At 28.2% G+C, this 20,260-nt stretch carries 7 protein-coding genes; all 7 read left to right on the forward strand.

Annotated features, from left to right (window positions below):
• Positions 1-4 precede the first annotated feature (4 nt).
• The 7 genes from P6733_RS08575 (at position 5) to P6733_RS08605 (ending at position 20,163) form a co-directional block, all read left to right on the forward strand.
• Positions 5-3,148, forward strand: a complete 3,144-nt coding sequence (locus tag P6733_RS08575; RefSeq protein WP_306352337.1) for an amino acid adenylation domain-containing protein — start codon at positions 5-7, stop codon at positions 3,146-3,148.
• Positions 3,149-3,240: 92 nt separating this feature from the next.
• Positions 3,241-4,230 carry a TauD/TfdA family dioxygenase gene (locus P6733_RS08580; protein ID WP_306352339.1) on the forward strand — a complete coding sequence of 330 codons (990 nt, stop codon included), beginning with the start codon at positions 3,241-3,243 and terminating at the stop codon, positions 4,228-4,230.
• Between the two features lie 64 nt (positions 4,231-4,294).
• The gene (locus P6733_RS08585; RefSeq protein WP_306352341.1) at positions 4,295-8,752 is read left to right on the forward strand and encodes an amino acid adenylation domain-containing protein; all 4,458 of its coding nucleotides are present in this window, start codon (positions 4,295-4,297) and stop codon (positions 8,750-8,752) included.
• Between the two features lie 58 nt (positions 8,753-8,810).
• Entirely contained in the window at positions 8,811-15,164 is a 6,354-nt protein-coding gene (locus P6733_RS08590) for a non-ribosomal peptide synthetase (RefSeq protein ID WP_306352343.1), read from the forward strand.
• Positions 15,165-15,193: 29 nt separating this feature from the next.
• Positions 15,194-17,578 carry an outer membrane beta-barrel family protein gene (locus P6733_RS08595; RefSeq protein ID WP_306352344.1) on the forward strand — a complete coding sequence of 795 codons (2,385 nt, stop codon included), beginning with the start codon at positions 15,194-15,196 and terminating at the stop codon, positions 17,576-17,578.
• Positions 17,579-17,662: 84 nt separating this feature from the next.
• A complete protein-coding gene (locus P6733_RS08600; protein ID WP_306352346.1) occupies positions 17,663-18,391 on the forward strand; it encodes a thioesterase II family protein in 729 nt (242 codons plus the stop codon).
• A 134-nt stretch (positions 18,392-18,525) separates the two neighbouring features.
• Positions 18,526-20,163 (forward strand): cyclic peptide export ABC transporter, encoded by a 1,638-nt coding sequence (locus tag P6733_RS08605; protein ID WP_306352348.1) that lies wholly within the window; start codon positions 18,526-18,528, stop codon positions 20,161-20,163.
• Positions 20,164-20,260 lie beyond the last annotated feature (97 nt).

Consider the following 20,260-nt stretch of genomic DNA (forward strand, 5'->3'; position numbering starts at 1 on the left):
AAGAATGTATTCCTTAGATAAAACAATAGTTGATTTATTTTTAGAGCAAGTCATAAAAACGCCCAATCAGATTGCTATACAATTTGAAGGAAAAAGTTTGACATACAGAGAATTAAATGAAGAAAGTAATCGTTTTTCAAATTATCTCTTGCCTTTATATGACATAGAAGCGGAAGATATTATTGGAGTTCAACTACAAAGATCTGAATTATATATTATTGTAATACTAGCAATATTTAAAGTAAATGGTTGCTGTTCTCCAATAGATATAAAAACGCCACAAGAGCGTTTACAAGTAATCAAAAAGAATACTAAAATAATAATTGATCAAAACCATATAAATACATTCCTAGAAAAATCATCTACATTTTCAACAATATATACATCAAGAAAATCATCACAATTAGCCTATATTGTTTATACTTCAGGTTCTACTGGAATTCCAAAAGGATGTATGATAGAACATAGAGGTATTATAAACCATTTATTGAGTAAAATAGAACTCTTAGATTTAAATGAAAACACTCGTATTTGTCATACGTCAAAATTGAATTTCGTAGGAGGATTATGGCAATTGTGGGGACCTCTATTAACTGGTGGAACAGTAATGTTAACCACTTTAGAAGAACTACAAGACATTTCATTATTATTAGATAAAACAATTGCAAATAATGTGAAAATATTGGAATTAATTCCATCTCAATTAAACAATGTTTTTGCTACTGGAAATGAATCGAAATTGGCACATTTAGAAAAACTTATTCTTACAGGTGAACGATTGACTCCTAATTATGTAAATAAATTTTTCGATCTCAATCCTTCAATAGAAATCATAAATACCTATGGACAATCTGAATGTTCAGATGTTACAGCTTATTTTAGAATCCAAGAAAAAATAGCACAAAGTAAAGTACTTATAGGTAAGCCAGTTCAAAACACAGATATCTATATATGTAATGAAGAAGGAGAGCTATGCCAGATAGATGAAATAGGAGAGTTATGTATTTCAGGAATACAAGTTTGTAGAGGTTATTTAAACCAACCGGAACTAACAGCCCAAACTTTCATAACTAATCCTTTTAAAGCGAATACAACACTCTATAAAACAGGAGATTTAGGGAAATATCTTATAGATGGAAATATAGAAATTCTAGGTAGAATAGACAATCAAGTCAAAATTAGAGGTTATAGAATTGATCTTGGTGAAATAGAAAATGCAATACTACATCATAAAGAAATAGAAAATACTGTTGTACTTGCAGTAAAAAAAGAAGATTCAGAAGAAAATACAATTTTTGCTTATTTCAAGTCTAAAAATAAGCAAAAAGCAAATAGTCTTAGAGAATTTCTAGCTCATTATTTAACCGATTATATGATTCCAACAATTTTTATTCAAGTAGAAGAATTTAAGTTGACGTCTAATGGAAAAATTGATAAAAAAGTATTACCAGACCCTTTTGTTAATCAATTAGAAAGTGGAATTGACTATATAGCACCACAAGATGATATTGAAAAACAAGTGGTAGAAATATGGAAAAAAACGTTACAACAAGAATCTATTGGAATGGCTGATGATTTTATTGCGTTAGGAGGACATAGTTTAAAAATGAACTTATTAATCATCCGCTATAAAAAAGAATTTGATGTACAATTTAGTCTAGGCGAATTATTTGAAAATACAAGTTTAGCTTCTCACACAAAATTAATCAAAAGCAAGGATAGACATACAGCATCTATGATAGAAATTTTGCCGAAAGCGGCATCCTATATGCTATCTGATGCACAACAAAATTTGTTTCTTTTAACAGAACTTGATGGCGATTCAATTCACTACGATACAGTTTATTTTGATGATATAGATGAAATTGAATCAATAGAGTTATTTAAAAAAGCCATAGAAGCGACAATACAAAGACATGAAATTCTAAGAACAGTTTTTAGAAAAAATGAAACAGGTAAAATCTCTCAATTTATTATATCAAAGATCTCAGATGAATATGAGTTAAATGTTATAGACCTAAGCAATCGCTCAACTGCTATTCATGATATGAACACATATCTGAATGGATATTTACAAAATTATTTTGATTTTGAGAAAGGACCACTAATACAAACATGTCTATTCCAACTGCCAAATAAAAAATATAAATTCTTTTTTAGAATGCATCAAATGGTTGGAGATGCAAATTCCTTAAAAGTTTTTCATACAGATGTAATGACAACCTATGTAGCCTATATGGCTAATATGCAACCTATATTGCCAGAATTAGAAATACAATATAAAGAATATGCATATTGGCATTCGTCACAACGCTACGAAGAGGAATTTTCAAAGAGTAAATCTTTTTGGATGAATCAATTATCAGGTAAACTTTCACTAATAAATTTGCCAACCACAAAAATACGCCCATTGGTAAAAACTTATAATGGAAAATTGCTTAAGATGCGAATTAATGAAGAATTATCGAATGAACTAAAGGCATTTTGCGAAAAAAATAATGGAACAGTATTCATAGGGATTTTAGCAGTAATTAATATACTATTTCAAAAATATACTTTACAAAAAGATATTATTATCGCTACGCGATCCTTAGGAAGATATCGCCCTGAGTTAGAACATCAAATAGGAAATTATTTAAATACTATAGTACTTAGAAATACAATTGAAGAAGAAAATAATTTCAATACAATATTTCAGCAAGTAAGAAAAAATAATATTCTAAGTTTTGATCATCAAAACTATTATTTTGATTGGTTAATAGAAGATTTGGATATACAAACTATTTCTAATAGAAACCCAATATACGATATCATGATTACTTATGAGAATATGACAAATGATTCTCCTACTTACATTAAAGAAAATTTACTAGTAGATGAAGTAACAGATGAAGGAGAATCAGTTCCAAAACTAGATATTCTTTTTACAGCTGAACTATATAAAGACTTTCTACAAATGGAATTACAATTTAATATAGATGTATATGATGAAAAATCAATGACAAATGTATTGAAAGATTTCAAGAGACTAATGGTTGAACTTCTGAAAAATCCAAATAAAGAAATCTCAACTATTGATTTCAAAGAAGAAATAAAAACGGATTTAAAGTCCAAAAACATATCGAGATTAAAAGCATTTAAGATGTAATCTGATAAGAATTCAAAAATAAATATTGTGAAAATTTAATATGATTATAGGGCTAATAAGTCCTATGATCCAATACACTAAACTTTTTAATTATGTCTAGAGTAAATAAACTGTTGAATACAAAAGCGAGAAATGTTGAAAATGTTATCTCAATTGATTTTTCAATAATGTCAGAAATATTACAATTTCCATTATTGGCGGAAACTTCAAAATCAGGAATCTACCTGAAATCATGGATTGATGAGCATAGAGATGAATTTAAAGAAAAACTTCGAAAAAATGGAGCTGTATTATTCCGTGGATTTGATATAAATACAGTGGAGAAATTCCAAGATTTAGTAAAATTATTTGCAGAAAAACCTCTAGAATATAAGATGAGATCATCTCCTCGTTATTCTGTAGGTGACAATGTATATCATACTACTACATACCCTAGTGAGTATAGTATCAATATGCATAGTGAAAGTTCATATGATCCCAATCATCCAGATCATATTGTATTCTGTTGTATTATTCCAGCTGAAGAAAGAGGTGCCACACCTATAGCAGATAATAGATTAGTGCTTCAAAATCTTAGTGAAGAAACTAGAACTAAGTTTTCAGAAAAAGGTGTAAAATATGTTCGAAACTTAACGAAATCATTAGGGTTACCCTGGCAAGAAGTATTTCAAACAAATGACAAAGAAGAAGTAATAGCGATATGCGCAGAAAAAGGAATTACATGTAATTGGGTAAGTGAAGATAAATTAGTATTAACCTGGACAAAAGATGCTATTTGGAAGCATCCACATACAGAAGATACTGTTTGGTTCAATCATGGTTTTTTCTTTAATAAATACACATTTGATGAAGATTTTTTATCAATTATTGATTCAGACGATGACTTACCAAGTAATACTTTTTACGGCGATGGAACACCAATTTCTAAAGAAGAGATAGAAGAAATTAAAGAAGCATATGCGAAAGCAACATATGAATTTCCTTGGCAAACGGGAGATGTATTATTTCTTGATAATATGCTTATGTCACATGGTAGAACCCCATATAAAGGAGACCGAAAAATTATTGCCTCTATTTTTTAAACAATCAAAAAAACTATCTAATAAAATCATATAGCTAAAATATTTTACAAGTACTATCATTATTATGCAAGAAAATACAGTAAAAGGAATTGACAGTTATGAACTTTCAGTAAACCAAAGAAATCTTTGGGCAATATACGAAAGTGAATCATCGGTATTTTATAATCAAGTAATAGTAAAACTTGATAATACGACTAAAGAAGATAAGTTAAAAGAAGCGATTCATGCTGTCATTCAAAAAAATGAAACGTTACTTTTCAAAGCTGTAAAAGAAACAAGTTTACTGTATCCAAAACAGTATATAGATCAATTGAAAGAATTAGAATTTCAGACAGTTTCTAAGACGGAGCTAATAATGGAATCCATAGCGAATCATTATTTAGGATATGCCTATGATATTTTTAAAAACATGCCTATTCGATTTTGCTATGTGACTACAGAAAGTACTAAAGAACTAATTGTAAGGATTTATTCTTTTTGGGCAGATAGTTATAGTACAATATTATTTTGTGAAGATTTAAAAAATGCATTGATCAACATAGAAACATATCAAAAAAATGAGCGAGAAGTTGTTGAATATCAGAATTTTTCAGCGTGGCAAAATGAGCTTTTCTATGAGCCAGAAGAGGAAGGTGTAGATTTTTGGAAAGGATATGACTATACTTTAGAAAAAAGTATAATTCCATTTATATCCAACTCAATAAATACATTTTTACCAAAAAGAACAGGTATTGCGAACTTTAAAGAAGATCAATATTCTGAATTAAAGAAAGAAGCAAAAGAGAAAAATACCACGATTGAATTAGTACTTTTTGGAAAATTAATACATTACCTCACAAAGTTTGAGCAAGGAAGAATAACTGTAGGATACATACCTTTTAAAAGATCGTATGACGAGTTAAGTAATACTTTTGGTTCAGTAACAAAAACATTACCAGTCTCAATAGATATATCTGAATATAGCAAAAATTATGAAGGAGTTATAGAGAAGAATTTAAGTGCTATAGATGTTTGGTCTGATTATTTTTATATCAACAGAGAAAAAAGAAAACAACCTAAAAAAGAATATTTTAATTATAATTTTGAATATATAGACATTTCAAAATATACTGAAAATTCAATATGCTCGGTTGAAGATTTATATAGTGTAACTGATCTTTTTGATTTTAAAATCAGTTGTATTGATAATGGAAAAGAACTTTCTGTAAATGTTTACTATAATACGAACACAATCGATGAGTTAACAGCAGAAATATTATTAGCTCAACTGACCTCAGAATATTCAACTCCTTTAGGAGAAGAAATCGAAAATTCAAATACCGAAATAGAGATTATAAAGAAAGCAAATAATACTGTTGAGGTATTTCCTTTTAGCAACTCTGTTTTAGAAATAGTTGCAAATAAAGTAAAAGAAGTACCAAATGCTATTGCTATTATTTATGGAGAGGTAACAATTTCCTATAAAGAATTAGACGAAAAATCGAATCAATTAGCAAACCATCTTATAACAGAAAACAAAATAAGAAAGGGAGATGCTGTAGGAATCCTATTAGATCGTTCGGAATGGTTTATAATAACAATGCTAGCAGTATTAAAATCAGGAGCCTTTTATATCCCAATTGATACTGAATATCCATCCGAAAGAATTCAATTTATACTAAGCGATTCCAATGCAAAAGTACTTGTAACAGGTACTGAAATAATACAAAAACTTGATTTTCCAATAAAAGAAATACTTATAGCTTCTGATAGAAACATATATATAAATGATAATACGAAAATATCAACAACTATAGACCAACATGATATTGCGTATTGTATATATACATCTGGATCAACGGGAACTCCTAAAGGATGTAGTGTTACACACGGTAATCTCTTAAATTATATTCAGTGGGCAAATGCATACTATTTTAAAGAAGCTGAGGTACAAGGGAATTGGGGCTTAATAACGTCAGTATCCTTTGATCTTACAGTAACGGCACTATATACAAGCATAACCAGAGGCAAACAATTACATATTGGTAGTAATGAAAAAGATATTGTAGAACTATTAAAAGAAAGTTTTACTAATCCAGATATAGATACTATAAAACTGACACCGACTCACTTAACAATTCTACAAGATTTAGGGATTGAAAATACAACTATAAGAACAATAATTTGTGGAGGAGAACAACTACAAAAAAGACATTTAGAAATTGTTCATACAATCAACCCTAAGATCAAAGTATTTAATGAATATGGACCTACGGAAACAACAGTAGGTTGTATTGTAAAAGAGACTTCTGTTAATGATGAAACAATTTTAATAGGGAAGCCTATAGCAAATACAGAAATCCAATTATATGATTCGGAACAAAATAAAGTTGGAATAGGAGTGTATGGTGAAATATATATAAGTGGTGCGGGAGTTTCTAAAGGTTATATTAATAGACCAGAAATGACATCAGAAAAGTTTATAAAAATTTCAGATGTATTAAATTATAAAACAGGAGACATAGGCTATTGGTTACCCAATGGAAACATAGCATATATAGGAAGAGTTGATGATCAAGTAAAAATAAGAGGTTTCAGAATTGAACTTGGAGAAATCGAAAAAGAGCTTACAAAAGACAAAAATATATTAGAAGCCATTGTTTTAGTGAATGAAGAAGAAGAAACAAAAACTTTAATAGCTTTTATTCGTGTAGAGGGTGAATTGAATCATGACGAAACTAAAAGATTACTAAGAAAGAATCTTCCAGACTATATGATACCCTCACAATTCATAAAAATAATAAAAACACCTTTAACCACAAATGGAAAAATTGATAAAAAAGAACTTCTAGAAATCAGAAAACAAGAACTATTAAAAAATGTAGTTTACATCGCTCCAAGAACATCAATTGAAATAAAGGTTGCAAATATTTGGAAAGAACTATTTACAAAAGAGCAAATAGGAACTAAGGATGATTTCTTCTTTTTAGGAGGACACAGTATCAAATTAATTAAATTAATCAATCAATATCAAACGGAATTTAATACAAAATTAGAGTTTAAGATATTTTTTGAAAATACAACATTGGAATCTCATGCATTAGTTTTAGAAAAATCAGATAAAGAAATAATTAGTAAAATTGAGAAAGCACCATTAGCAGAAAGTTATCCGATTTCTTTAATGCAAAAACGACTTTGGTTACTAAGTCAAAATAAAGATCGCTCTTTAGCTTATAATATGGGTTCAGAAATAGCCTTATATGATATTGATGAAAAAAGCTTTGAAAAATCAATCATTGCAATCATTAAAAGACATGAATCATTACGAACAATTTTCAAAGAAGATGAAAAAGGTGAGACAAGACAATATATACAACCATTTGAAAATTTAGGATTAGAAATAGTAAAAAGAGATTTCAGTAATTCTTCTCATGCTGATCATGATATAAATGCATTTATATCTTTAGAGGGTGAAAAAGTATTTGATTTAAAAAATGGACCACTTATTAGAATTGGTTTGTTGAAAAAATCACCAAGTATAAGTGTCTTTTATTATTTCATGCATCATATTATTGCCGATGCATGGTCAATAGATATACTGTCTGAAGAATTTGAAAAATATTACCAACATTACAGTATAGGTATACCTTTAAATCTGGAAGAATTAATAATTCAATATAAAGACTACACAGTGTGGCAGTTCGAAAGATTCAATAGTCCAGAATTTAAAAAGCACAAAGAATATTGGAAGAATATTTTGTCAGGAGATATTTCTAAATTACAATTTTCTTTTGCTAATAATAGACCCAAATTAAAAACATATAATGGAGCAGAAATATTTGATGTAATTGCTATAAAAAAAATCAAAGCTTTTTATGAGAGTACAAAAGGAATTAATGTAACTCCATTTATGAATTTTATAACAATCTTAAGTGTTATTTTTCATCAAAATTCTTTTGAAAAAGATATTATTATCGGAAGCCCTTTAGCAGGTAGAGATCATCAAGATTTACAACATCAAATAGGTTTATTTATCAATACAATTCCTTTTAGAAATAAGGTTGATATTAAAGAGACATATCTTTCATTATTAGCAAAGGTTAAAAAAACAGTATTAGATGGTTTTGCTCACAAAGAATATCCATTTGACTTAATGGTAGAAGATTCAAAAATTATACCTGATCTATCCAGAAATCCTTTATTTGATGTCATGCTAGTTATGACACATGATGAAGAACTAGAGAAAACTACTGCTGCTAAAAAAATATTTATAGAAAATACAAATTCGAAGTTTGATATTACATTCTATATAAATATTACAGAAGAAGAAGCTTCGTATACTATAAGCTATAACACTGATTTATTCAAGTTTACAGACATAGAAAGAATAAATTCACAATTTAGACTACTCATAGATTTAATTGCCGAAAACAGTCAAAGAAAAATTGAGGACTATAGTAGTTTACTGAAAGACGATATACTAAAAATCGAACAAGAATCATTTGCTGATCAGTTAAATCAAAATCTTGATGAAGTTTTTTAAGACTATTGACATCCATTAATAGCATTTAAAAAAGGAAAATCTTTTAGACGTATTTTTAATGAATAAAAAAGTTATACATACAGTTTTTGAAAATGTAGCAATGTCTCATGGGACAAACATTGCTATTGAAACTGAGAATACAAAAATATCATATAGACAATTCAACGAAGAAGCAAATAAAATTGCTCATTTATTATATCAAAAAGGGTATAACAATGAGTCTAGAATAGCTGTTTTCTGTGAAGATGCTGTGGCGCAATTAATAGCGTTAATGGGTGTTTTTAAATCTGGAAATATATATGTGCCTTTAAGTGTAAAATATAAAGAAAATCATTGGGATGTTTTATTTAATAAAGTGCAGCCAAATGCTTTAATTATAACTAAAGATAATTTAAGTGTTTTTGAGAAATTCAACAAATTATTTGACTACACAATACCAGAGTTAATTGTAGTATGCATTAATAATAAAAATGAAATCTTGTGTATTTCTCAGAAATATGAAAATGGAATTTACACGGAAGATAATACTGTCATAAAAGAAAATACAACAAATCTCATTGTTGATATTGATGAAAATGGAGCAAATTATATTTTCTTTACTTCTGGTTCTACAGGTAAGCCTAAAGCAGTTTTAGGACAACACAAAAGCCTAAGTCATTTTATACATTGGGAAGCTAAAGAACTAGATATTGATAGCACTTCAAGAATAGGACAATTAACGTCCTTTTCTTTTGACGCATCGCTCAGAGATATATTTCTCCCTTTATTGAAAGGAGGCTGTATTTGTTTACCTTCAAAGGGAACATCAGAAAACACTACTAAATTGTGTGAATGGTTCATTGAAAAACAAATTACCATATTGCATACTGTACCCACTATGATGAGGTCGATATTAAAAGCATTCGATAAGAAGAGTAGTACGCAAAATTATTTTAAAGACCTACAATATTTGCTTTTAGCTGGAGAAAAATTATATGTAAAAGATATAGTGAATTGGAGAGAAAAGTTTGGGGAAAATACATGTATTATTAATTTATATGGAGCTACAGAATCTACTTTAGTTAAAACATTCTATAGAGTTAAAGATGATATTCAAAATGCTAACGCTGAAGAACTTTGTGTTGGAAAACCGATTTCTAACACTAATATTTTAATTCTAAATACTGAAAATAAAATTTGTGAAATAGGTGAAGTAGGTGATATCTACATTCAAACACCTTTTTTAACGAAAGGATACTATCAAGATACTGAATTAACTCAAGAAAAGTTTATCCAAAATCCTTTAAGTGAATTTCAAGATATTATATACAAAACAGGTGATTATGGCAAATATGATACAGAAAGAAATACTATTGTTTTAGGACGTAAAGATGGAATTGTAAAGATAAATGGTGTCCGTTGTGATCTAAATTCAATTGAACGCAACATTCTTGAATTTTCAAAGATAAAAGAAGTAAAATGTATTCCATATCTGGAAAAAGGAACTAATCAATTGATTATGTGTTTTTATTCTTCTCCCGTAGAAATTAATGAAGAGTTAAAAGCATATTGTTTAAAAACATTATCAGAATATGAACTGTTTGGATTACACTTACTATATATCGAAAAATTTCCTGTAAATGCAAATGGTAAAATAGATACTGCAATACTGAATGAAAAAATAGCAATATATTTTCAACAGCACAAAGAAATTGTATTACCGATTAATGAAGTTGAAGAAAAATTAAGTGCAATCTGGAAAGAACTTTTAGGAGTAGATAGAATAAGTACATTAGACAACATATTTTTATTAGGGGCAAATAGTATACAGTTAATTCAAATAGCTGGACGAATTCATTCTGATTTAGGAATAGAATTAACAATTTTAGATTTATTTAGTATTCCAGTTTTAAAAGATTTAGCAAAAAAAATAAGTTCTTCACAGACAACAATTTATTATGAAATTCCTAAGGTGGAAATAAGTGAGAATTATAGAGTCTCCTCATCTCAATTTAGGTTATGGATTTTAAGTCAATATGAAGAAAGTTCTTTGGCTTATAATATGCCTAACTTTATTATAATAGAGAATTCATTCAATATTGAATTATTTAAAAAAGCGATTTACTGTGTAATTGATAGACATGAAGTACTTAGAACTGTATTTAAAGAGATACAAGGCGAACTTAAACAAATTATTAAAAAGAGAGAAGAATTAGATTTCATTATAGATTATAAAGATTTTAGAATGCTAGATAATGGTGAGCAGTTAGCAACAGCCTATATTGTAGACGATTCACTTATACAGTTTGATTTTGAAAAAGGACCATTAATTCGGATGGCCTTGTTGCAGTTGGAAAATCATAAGTATGTATTCTATTATAATATGCATCATATCATTAGTGATGGTTGGTCAATGAACATTCTTGAACGAGATGTTATGGCCTATTATGAAGCATTTATAAGTAATAAAGAATCCAAGCTTCCTCCACTAAAAATCCAATACAAAGATTATGCATTATGGCAACAAAAACGGCTTGAATCAGAAACTTCTAATAAAGGCAGAGGATTTTGGTTAGAACAATTATCTGGAACATTACCTGTTTTTAGTCTACCAAGCAATAAAATTCGTCCTAAAGTTTATACACACTCAGGACATCGTTTTGAAACTTGTATATCGGATATAGCCACTCAAACATTAAAAGAATATTGTAAAAAAAATCATGGGACGCTGTTTGTTGGCTTATTGGCTATCTGGAAAATTCTTTTGCATAAATATTCGGGACAAGAAGATATTATTATTGGAAGTCCTGTTTCAGGAAGAGATCATGTAGATTTAAAAGATCAAATAGGTTTTTATGTTAATACATTAGCATTAAGAACCAACATAGATTCTTCCAAAAATTTCGACTTATTTTTTGAAGCAGTTAAAGAAAGTACACTGCAAAGTTTTGAACATCAAACGTATCCTTTTGATAAATTGGTTGAACAACTTTCAGTAAAACGTGACATGAGTAGAAACCCTGTATTTGATGTTTTGCTAACACTACAAAATACAGGAGATGTAGAAGAAAATATAACAATAAATTCTGAGCTTTATGAAACAATTACAGATGGAGGAGAGGAGCTTGCTAAATTTGATTTATCATTTCATTTTAAAGAAGTAGGGAAAGGCTTATATTTTCAAATTACATATAATACAGATATCTATGAGCCATCTATGATGATACAATTAATGAATCATTATAAAAACATAATGTGTAACTTACTTGAATCGCCAACAAAACCTATTAATGAAATAGATTACATTACACAAGAAGAAGAGCAAAAAATACAAATTGATTTTAATCAGACAGCGTCTAATTATCCAAGACAAACAATTTGTAGTCTATTTAAATCTCATGTTACTACAAAATCAAATGAATTAGCGGTAACAGATAAATATAATGGATATACTTACCAAACACTTGAGGTAAAATCAAATCAAGTAGCCAATTATATTATTCAGAACTATGCTGAGAATAATAACGGTACAGTAGCAGTATTAATGGATCGTTCGGCAGACTTAATTGTTGTATTACTTGGGATTTTAAAAAGTGGGTACTCTTATATTCCTTTAGATCCAAATTTCCCTCAAGAACGATTAGAATATATTGTAAAACACAGTGAAGTCTCAATGATTTTAGGTGAAGTTCGTTATGCAAACTTGGTTGGAAATACAAGTGTGTATATACCTATTGATGAGGTTTTAAAAGAGACTAATCAAGCTAGTAGAATAATAGATTTCTCTGATTTTACTAAAGATGCATACATTATTTACACTTCAGGATCTACAGGAAATCCAAAAGGAGTTAGAATAGGTCACCAATCCTTGACGAATTTTTTAATTAGCATTCAGCAAAATCAAAAGGTTTCATCAAACGATTTATTATTTTCAGTAACCACACAATCGTTTGATATATCCATATTAGAATTTTTTGTACCATTAATATCAGGTGGTACAGTCTACATGGCAAGTAAAGAAACCTTATCAGATCCATTTACGATTATAGAAGAAATAGAATCAGTACAACCCAGTATTCTTCAAGCAACGCCGAGTTTTTATCAAATGCTATTTGATGCTGGTTGGAAAGGAAATGAAAAATTGAAAATATTATGTGGGGGCGATTTATTAAGTAAATCACTAGCTGAAAAAATGTTGTCTGTAAGTAAGGAAGTTTGGAATATGTATGGGCCAACAGAAACAACAATTTGGTCTAGTACAAAACTAATAAAAGAAGCTGATGATGCTTCAAACATTGGAAAGCCTATCAACAATACTAAAATGTACATTTTAGATGGTAATAAGAAATTAGTACCTGAAGGAATTCCAGGAGAACTCTATATAAGCGGAGATGGATTATCTAAAGGATATGTAAAAGATGAAGTACAGACCGATGAGAAATTTTCAATACATCCTTTCATAAAAGGAGAAAAGATTTATAATACAGGAGATCTTGGGAAATGGAATAGTAAAGGTGAAATACAATTTCTAGGAAGAAATGATTTCCAAGTAAAAATAAGAGGATATCGCATTGAATTAAAAGAAATAGAATATTGTTTATCCGAACACAGAGCAATCAAAGAAGTTGTTGTAATGGTAACTCAAAAAAAAGCTGAACAAAATGAATTGATAGTTTACTTTGTATCAGTTAATAATAGAGAAGTTAAGATAAATGATCTTAGAAAATTTGTGGAGAAACGTTTGCCTGGATATATGATTCCTTCATATTTTATTCAATTAGACAAAATGCCGTTAACCCCTAATAAAAAAATAGATCGAAAAATATTACTAGAAATTCCGGAACTTGGAGTAACAACAGAAAAAAAATATGTCTCTCCAAAAACAGAAACAGAAATCATTTTAGTAAACGCATGTATTGAAATTTTAGGGATACCACAAATTGGATTAAAAGATAATTTTTATCAATTAGGAGGAGATTCTATAAAATTAATTAGGATAATTTCTATTCTACGATCTCATAATTACATATTAAAACCAAAACATGTAGTTACAGCATTAAATATGAGAGATTTGGCAAGTCATGTTAAAAAATATGATACAATTCCAAATCAAAAAAAGGGTATAACTAATACTAATAAGATTAAGAAAAGTCAAAATACAGAAGATTCAAAAGTAGTAGAAGAAATGATATTTGATATTTCTGGAAATCAATATCATTTATTAAAGTTAAATACAACCATTGGAATTAATGATTTTAGTATAACAAACTTTAATAAAGAAACTTTTGAAGACCAATTTAGAGAATTTCTTTCTTACTTTCCTTCACTTTGTATTCAATTAATAAAAACAGAAAAAAAAATACAACAAAAACATATTTCAGCAGCAAATGTTAATATTGTATTTTCTCATATGAATGAATCAATAGAAAGAAATATAATTGAAGAACAAGCAAATACATTTTTTATGAAACCGTTTGCACTATATGAAGAAGAACTTATTAGGGTATTTGTAGTAAACTCAATAGAAAATAAAAAAGCGACAATCTCTTTAGGAATACATCATGGTCTTACGGATTTTCATACTAATACTATTATTCGTGATTTAGCAATTAAGTATTTTGAAGAAAACATAATAACAGAAATATATACTCCAAATTTTAATTTTGTAAAAGCACAACAAAAACATTTAGTTTCAAAAGAAGGAAAATTACAGCGTAAATTTTGGGTAAATTATCATCGAAAAATTGCCTCAAAAAGAAATCTAGAAACGAACATTCAATATATATCGGAATTCATAAATCAAAAAGTAGTTATCACTGGACAAGATTTAGAATTACTTAGGAAACTATCTCATAATATGAAGATTCCAATCAACGGATTACTTTTGGCACTACATGGTTATGTCATAGAAATTTTTTATGATAAAAAAAGAAATATACAAGGAATATTAGTGAATGGAAGAGATCAAAAAATAGATGATTTGAATATATCTAATGTATTAGGAGTCTTAAATAATATTTTGCCATTAAAAATTACTAAAACACCAGAAAATATTTTTAAACTAAGTTACTTCAAAGAAGTATACTCAAATTATGTAGAAGCAAGACTACATCAAGAAATTCCTTTTGAAACCATTAAAAAAGATATTATCGAAGCTACAAATGTAAATATTGAAGCATGTTTAGGCGGTGTTTTTGATTATCAAAAAATGGAGAATTCATATTTTGAAGGAGAAAATCATACAATTGAAATCAATTCAGATACAAGAACCAAACAAGAAGGTATATATGTAACTTGTTTTGAATACATTAATGCATTGGAAATCAATCTGTCTTGTCCTTTTGATATGTATCATAAATCAGGTAAGGAAACAATTTCTTTGCCTAAAATACTACACAATTATTTGTATCGAATTGGTACTGAAAATAGATAAAAAAGCATCCCAATCAAAAAAATAAAAAAATGAAAAAAAGTTTAATAATTTTTACCCTGTTATTAATGCCAATCCTTACGTATGCACAATTAAAAATTAGTGGAAAGGTTGTCGATAAAGATGCTGGTTTACCATATGTGAATGTCATTTTATTTAATAGTGAAGAGAAATTAATTACAGGAACAACTACAGATGAAAATGGATTATTTTCTATTGAGGCACCACAAGGTTCTTACAAATTAAAAGTTAGTTATATTGGTTACACAGAATGGTCTAATGATATTAATTTAGATAAAGACATGTCGTTCAACAAAATTTTATTAGTTGAAGATATTAAAATGCTAAAGGAAGTCGAAGTAATTGTTAAGAGAAAACTATACGAACGAAAAGTAGACCGCATGGTCTTCAATGTAGATAAAAGTGTCGCGGTTGAAGGAGGAGATGCTCTTGATGCTCTAAAATACGCACCAGGTGTGATTTTTCAGAATGATCAAATTTCTATGCTAGGGAAAAGTAGCATGCGTGTTAGTATTAATGGTCGTATCTTGGAATTAGCAGGGGAAGATTTAACTAATTTTTTAGCATCAATTCCGTCAAATAGTATTAAAAAAGTTGAAATTATTAGTAATCCACCAGCAAAATATGAGGCAGCAGGAAATAGTGGAATTGTAAATATTGAATTGAAAAAAGCATTGGCAGATTTGTGGAACAATACTATATCTTCATCATATACACAAGCGACATACGGAATGGTAAGTTTAAGAGATAATTTTTCTTTAAAAAAGGATAAATTAGAATTATTATTAAATCTTAGTGGTGGATTAGGAAGAGAATTAGAAAATGAAGAATCTACAACATTTTATCAAAATAGTACATGGGATGCTTATTCACAACGTAAGCATACAAAAGACTATTTTTCTACAAAATTAAATTTGGATTATAATATTAACGACAAAACTACATTTGGAGTTCAATATTTATTTAATTATAACACGCCAGATTTTAAAGATAATACGAAAACAAAGATTATTAATAATTCAACAAGTATTATAGATTCTTTATTAGTGAATAATGGATTTAGTGATAAACGAACAGCTTTCCATAATATCAATACACATTTTGATGTTGAGTTAGATACATTGGGAAAGAAAATTGCTTTTGATCTAGATTATTTAACATACAAATCTAAAAATAATAGAAGCTTTCTAACAAATAGTTTGACATCTAATAATCAATTTTTAAATACAATATTACAAGCGGATAACTTAGGAGATCAAAATATTGAAAATGTTAGTGCTAAAATTGATTTTGAGTATCCTTTTAAAAGTTTTAATTTCTCTTATGGGGGTAAAGTGAGTTTTATAAAAAATAACAGTGATATCCAATTTTTCGAAACTTCTACAGGAATTCCAATATTAGATCCAAACCAAACAGATGATTTTGTATATAATGAACGTATACAAGCAGTATATGTGAGTGCTAGTAAAAGTTTAAGTAAAAAATGGGAAGCAAAAATAGGACTTCGGCTAGAATCAACACAAACGAAAGGGTTTACAGAATCATTAAACCAAACAAACAAAAATTCGTATGAAAATTTATTTCCAACATTCTATTTATCATACAACCATAATGATGACACTTCTTACTATTTTAGTTATGGTAAGCGAATTGATAGACCTAATTATTTTACCTTAAATCCATTTAGATTTTATTATAACAGTAATAACTATAGCGAAGGAAATCCGTTCTTACAACCTTCTTTTACGCACAATTTTGAATTAGGATATAATGGGAAGTATATAAATGCTAATGCATTTTATTCTAAAATTATTGATGGATGGGGTGTTGTAATTAATGCAGAGAATGCAACAAATACGACTATAATTACAAGAGAAAATTATTACGATTCAAATTCATACGGGATAATAGTTTCTGGAGGCTACAATGAAATTGGTTGGTGGGAAAATTACAATAGTGTGAATTTAATCAATCACGACCCGAAACTTACAAACAGTAAAGTTGATGCAGAATTGAAAGGTAGATTCGAATATATATTTGTTTCTAACCACAGTTTTACTTTAAACAAAGCTAAAAACTTTAAAGGACAATTATTTTTATTATACAACTCTTCTTATAGTGATAATCTTTACAAATATGAAGATAGTTTTAGCCTAAATATAGCATTTCGTTATAGCATGCTAAATAATAAATTAAATTTCGGACTAACATTTAATGATATATTTAACTCAAGTGCTACACGATGGAATTGGGAAACAAATGGCATTAGACAAACCTATCTTCAAAATGTAAGTAATAGAGATTTTCGTATTTCTGTATCTTATAATTTTGGAAATAAGAGTAAGAAAGTGGAAGATAGGGATTCTGGAAATGAAGATGAAAGAGGTAGATTATAATTGATCTATCATTATAAAAAATGAGGGGTTACTTAATAGATTAATAAAGTTAAATAGCATTTAGGCTAATGAAAAACAAAAGCTATGTACCATATATTTAAAAGACAATTATTCTTATTGCATTTTGCAGGTGGAAATAGTTATTCTTATAATTTTTTAAAGGATAAACTTTCTGAATTTTTTGAATTTATCCCTTTAGAATTACCCGGAAGAGGAAAGCGATTTCAAGAACAATTATTGACCACAAAAGAATCAGCTATACAGGATTATTTTAATCAAATTAAATCACTTAGAAATGATCAACCCTATTTAATTTATGGACATAGTATGGGAGCTACTTTAGGCCTTTCTGTAACAAAATGTATGGAAAATGTTAATGACGCCCCTTTACATCTATTGGTCACAGGAAATGCAGGACCCAATATAAAAGGTAAGGATAAAACAATACGCTATCTATTAAACAATATCGATTTTAAAGAAGAACTAAGAGCACTGGGAGGTGTGCCAGAAGAAGTTTTAATCAATGAAGAATTATTTGATTTTTTTAGTCCAATACTTCGTTCGGACTTTGAAGTTTTAGAAAAAGATAACTATCATGAAAGAGGAATGGTGATTCAAACCCCTATAACAGCAATCATGGGAGATGAGGAAGAAACTATGGTAGATATTGATAACTGGAAAAAATTTACAGATGGGGATTTTTCATCTCAACTAATGAAAGGGAATCATTTCTTTATTTATAATCATGAAATAGAGTTATCTAATACATTAAAAAGACTAGCAATAACTTCAATATCAATACCAAATGAATAATGTAATATCCTGATCATTTACAAGAAGTAACACTTACATTATGGCAAATCAATACTTATATCATTTATGATATAAGTATATGTACACATATCATTTTTTAAAGTCAATCAACCAATCAATTAACAATCAATAAAATGTTAAAATTAAATTTTAAGGATATTGTTTATTTATTACTATACGCAATACCTAACACAGTTTTGAGTTTCGCGATAGTACATATTATTAATAATGTGCTTTCAGGAAATGAAGAGTTTCTAAAGAGCTATATGGTGATAGTATTTTTATCAACAGTTTTTTATACATATTTGTTGAATATCGTTTTCCAAAAAAAACTAAATAAATATACTTTCAAAATCTTATACGAAAATGAGAAAAATCTTTTCAATCAAATATTAAAAGCTCCTTTAAAAACAATTGAAAAATTTGGAACTGAACGATTCTATACTGCAATGGAAGACTTACGCTTATTTGCGGATCTACCTTTTACGATAACACATACCGTAAACTCAGTTTTAATGTTAGTTATAGGAGTTGTTTATATGTATACACTTTCTGTGCTTTCTGCTACAATAGTTGTTATTCTTATAGTCTTGGTAGCCGTTTGTTATTTTATAGTGATGAATTCGATGACTCAGGAAGTAACCAAACTTAGAAAATATAATGACCATTACTATGGATATATAGACGATCTTATTTCAGGATTTAAAGAACTTAAACTAAGTTCTTCAAGAAGGAAAAATATAATGAGTAAATATTTAGGACCTAATAGAGATCAATCAGAAGGATTAGATTTTAAGATTAATTATATATTCTTATCCATTAATATGATTAGTCAATATGGATTATACTTTGTAATTGCAGCAATCTTATTTATACTTCCTGCATTTGAAATTTTAGATAGATCAGATGTAATTGCTTATGTAGTTGTGATATTATTTATATCCGGACCTATTAATAATATAATAAATCTTCAACAAGCATATACACGTTTTATAGTGGCACATGCAAGAATTAAAAGATTCAAAGCTGATTTTCAATTAGATACGGAAGAGGTGGTTAAAGAGAAGTTAAATAATGAAAACTTTGAATCACTGGAATTTATGGATGTATGTTTTGCATATGAAAATAAGAATGATGAAGAAATATTTGCTTTGGGACCTGTTAATTTGAAAGTTAATAAAGGAGAAGTATTATTCATTGTTGGAGGGAATGGATCTGGGAAAAGTACATTTATTAATGTGTTAACGGGTTTATATAAACCAAGTAAAGGAGATATTCTTATCAATGGAGAAAAAACGGAAAGTCTTAATCATGATTTAGAAGATTCTATTGCTGCGGTATTTACAGACAATTACATATTTAATAATAATTATGATAATTATACTGTAGAAGGCAATGAAGAATATAAACGTTTATTAAAAGTGATGCGACTAGATGAGGTAGTTTTAGACGATAAAGAGGAGTCTGCCCGAAGAAATTTTTCAAAAGGTCAAAGTAAAAGAATGTCGATGATTTTCGCATTATTAGAAGAAAAACCAATTTTAATTCTCGATGAGTGGGCTGCTGATCAAGATCCTCATTTTAGAAAATATTTTTATGAGGAATTAATTCCGAGGTTGAAAAATGAAGGAAAAACAATTATTGCGGTTACACATGATGATGCTTATTTTCATGAAGCAGATAGAATTATAAAATTTGATTACGGACAAATAGTTAAAGACGTTCAAGTTAGACAAAGTTTAAATTTAGCCGAAAGTCTTTGGGTAGAATAATACATTTGTTAGGATAGTTAAAAATACCATTATCATAATACCTGAAAAATTTACAAATTTCAATTACTCTTTTCATCACTAAAAAAAAACAGATTTA

Origin of the sequence: Flavobacterium aerium, from assembly GCF_030766725.1 — a bacterium.
Lineage (GTDB): Bacteria > Bacteroidota > Bacteroidia > Flavobacteriales > Flavobacteriaceae > Flavobacterium > Flavobacterium aerium.

Excerpts from the sequence above, each read along its gene's own strand:
- P6733_RS08575 (WP_306352337.1), top strand. The coding sequence starts at position 5 with ATGTATTCCTTAGATAAAACAATAGTTGATTTATTTTTAGAGCAAGTC.
- P6733_RS08580 (WP_306352339.1), top strand. The coding sequence starts at position 3,241 with ATGTCTAGAGTAAATAAACTGTTGAATACAAAAGCGAGAAATGTTGAA.
- P6733_RS08585 (WP_306352341.1), top strand. The coding sequence starts at position 4,295 with ATGCAAGAAAATACAGTAAAAGGAATTGACAGTTATGAACTTTCAGTA.
- P6733_RS08590 (WP_306352343.1), top strand. The coding sequence starts at position 8,811 with ATGAATAAAAAAGTTATACATACAGTTTTTGAAAATGTAGCAATGTCT.
- P6733_RS08595 (WP_306352344.1), top strand. The coding sequence starts at position 15,194 with ATGAAAAAAAGTTTAATAATTTTTACCCTGTTATTAATGCCAATCCTT.
- P6733_RS08600 (WP_306352346.1), top strand. The coding sequence starts at position 17,663 with ATGTACCATATATTTAAAAGACAATTATTCTTATTGCATTTTGCAGGT.
- P6733_RS08605 (WP_306352348.1), top strand. The coding sequence starts at position 18,526 with ATGTTAAAATTAAATTTTAAGGATATTGTTTATTTATTACTATACGCA.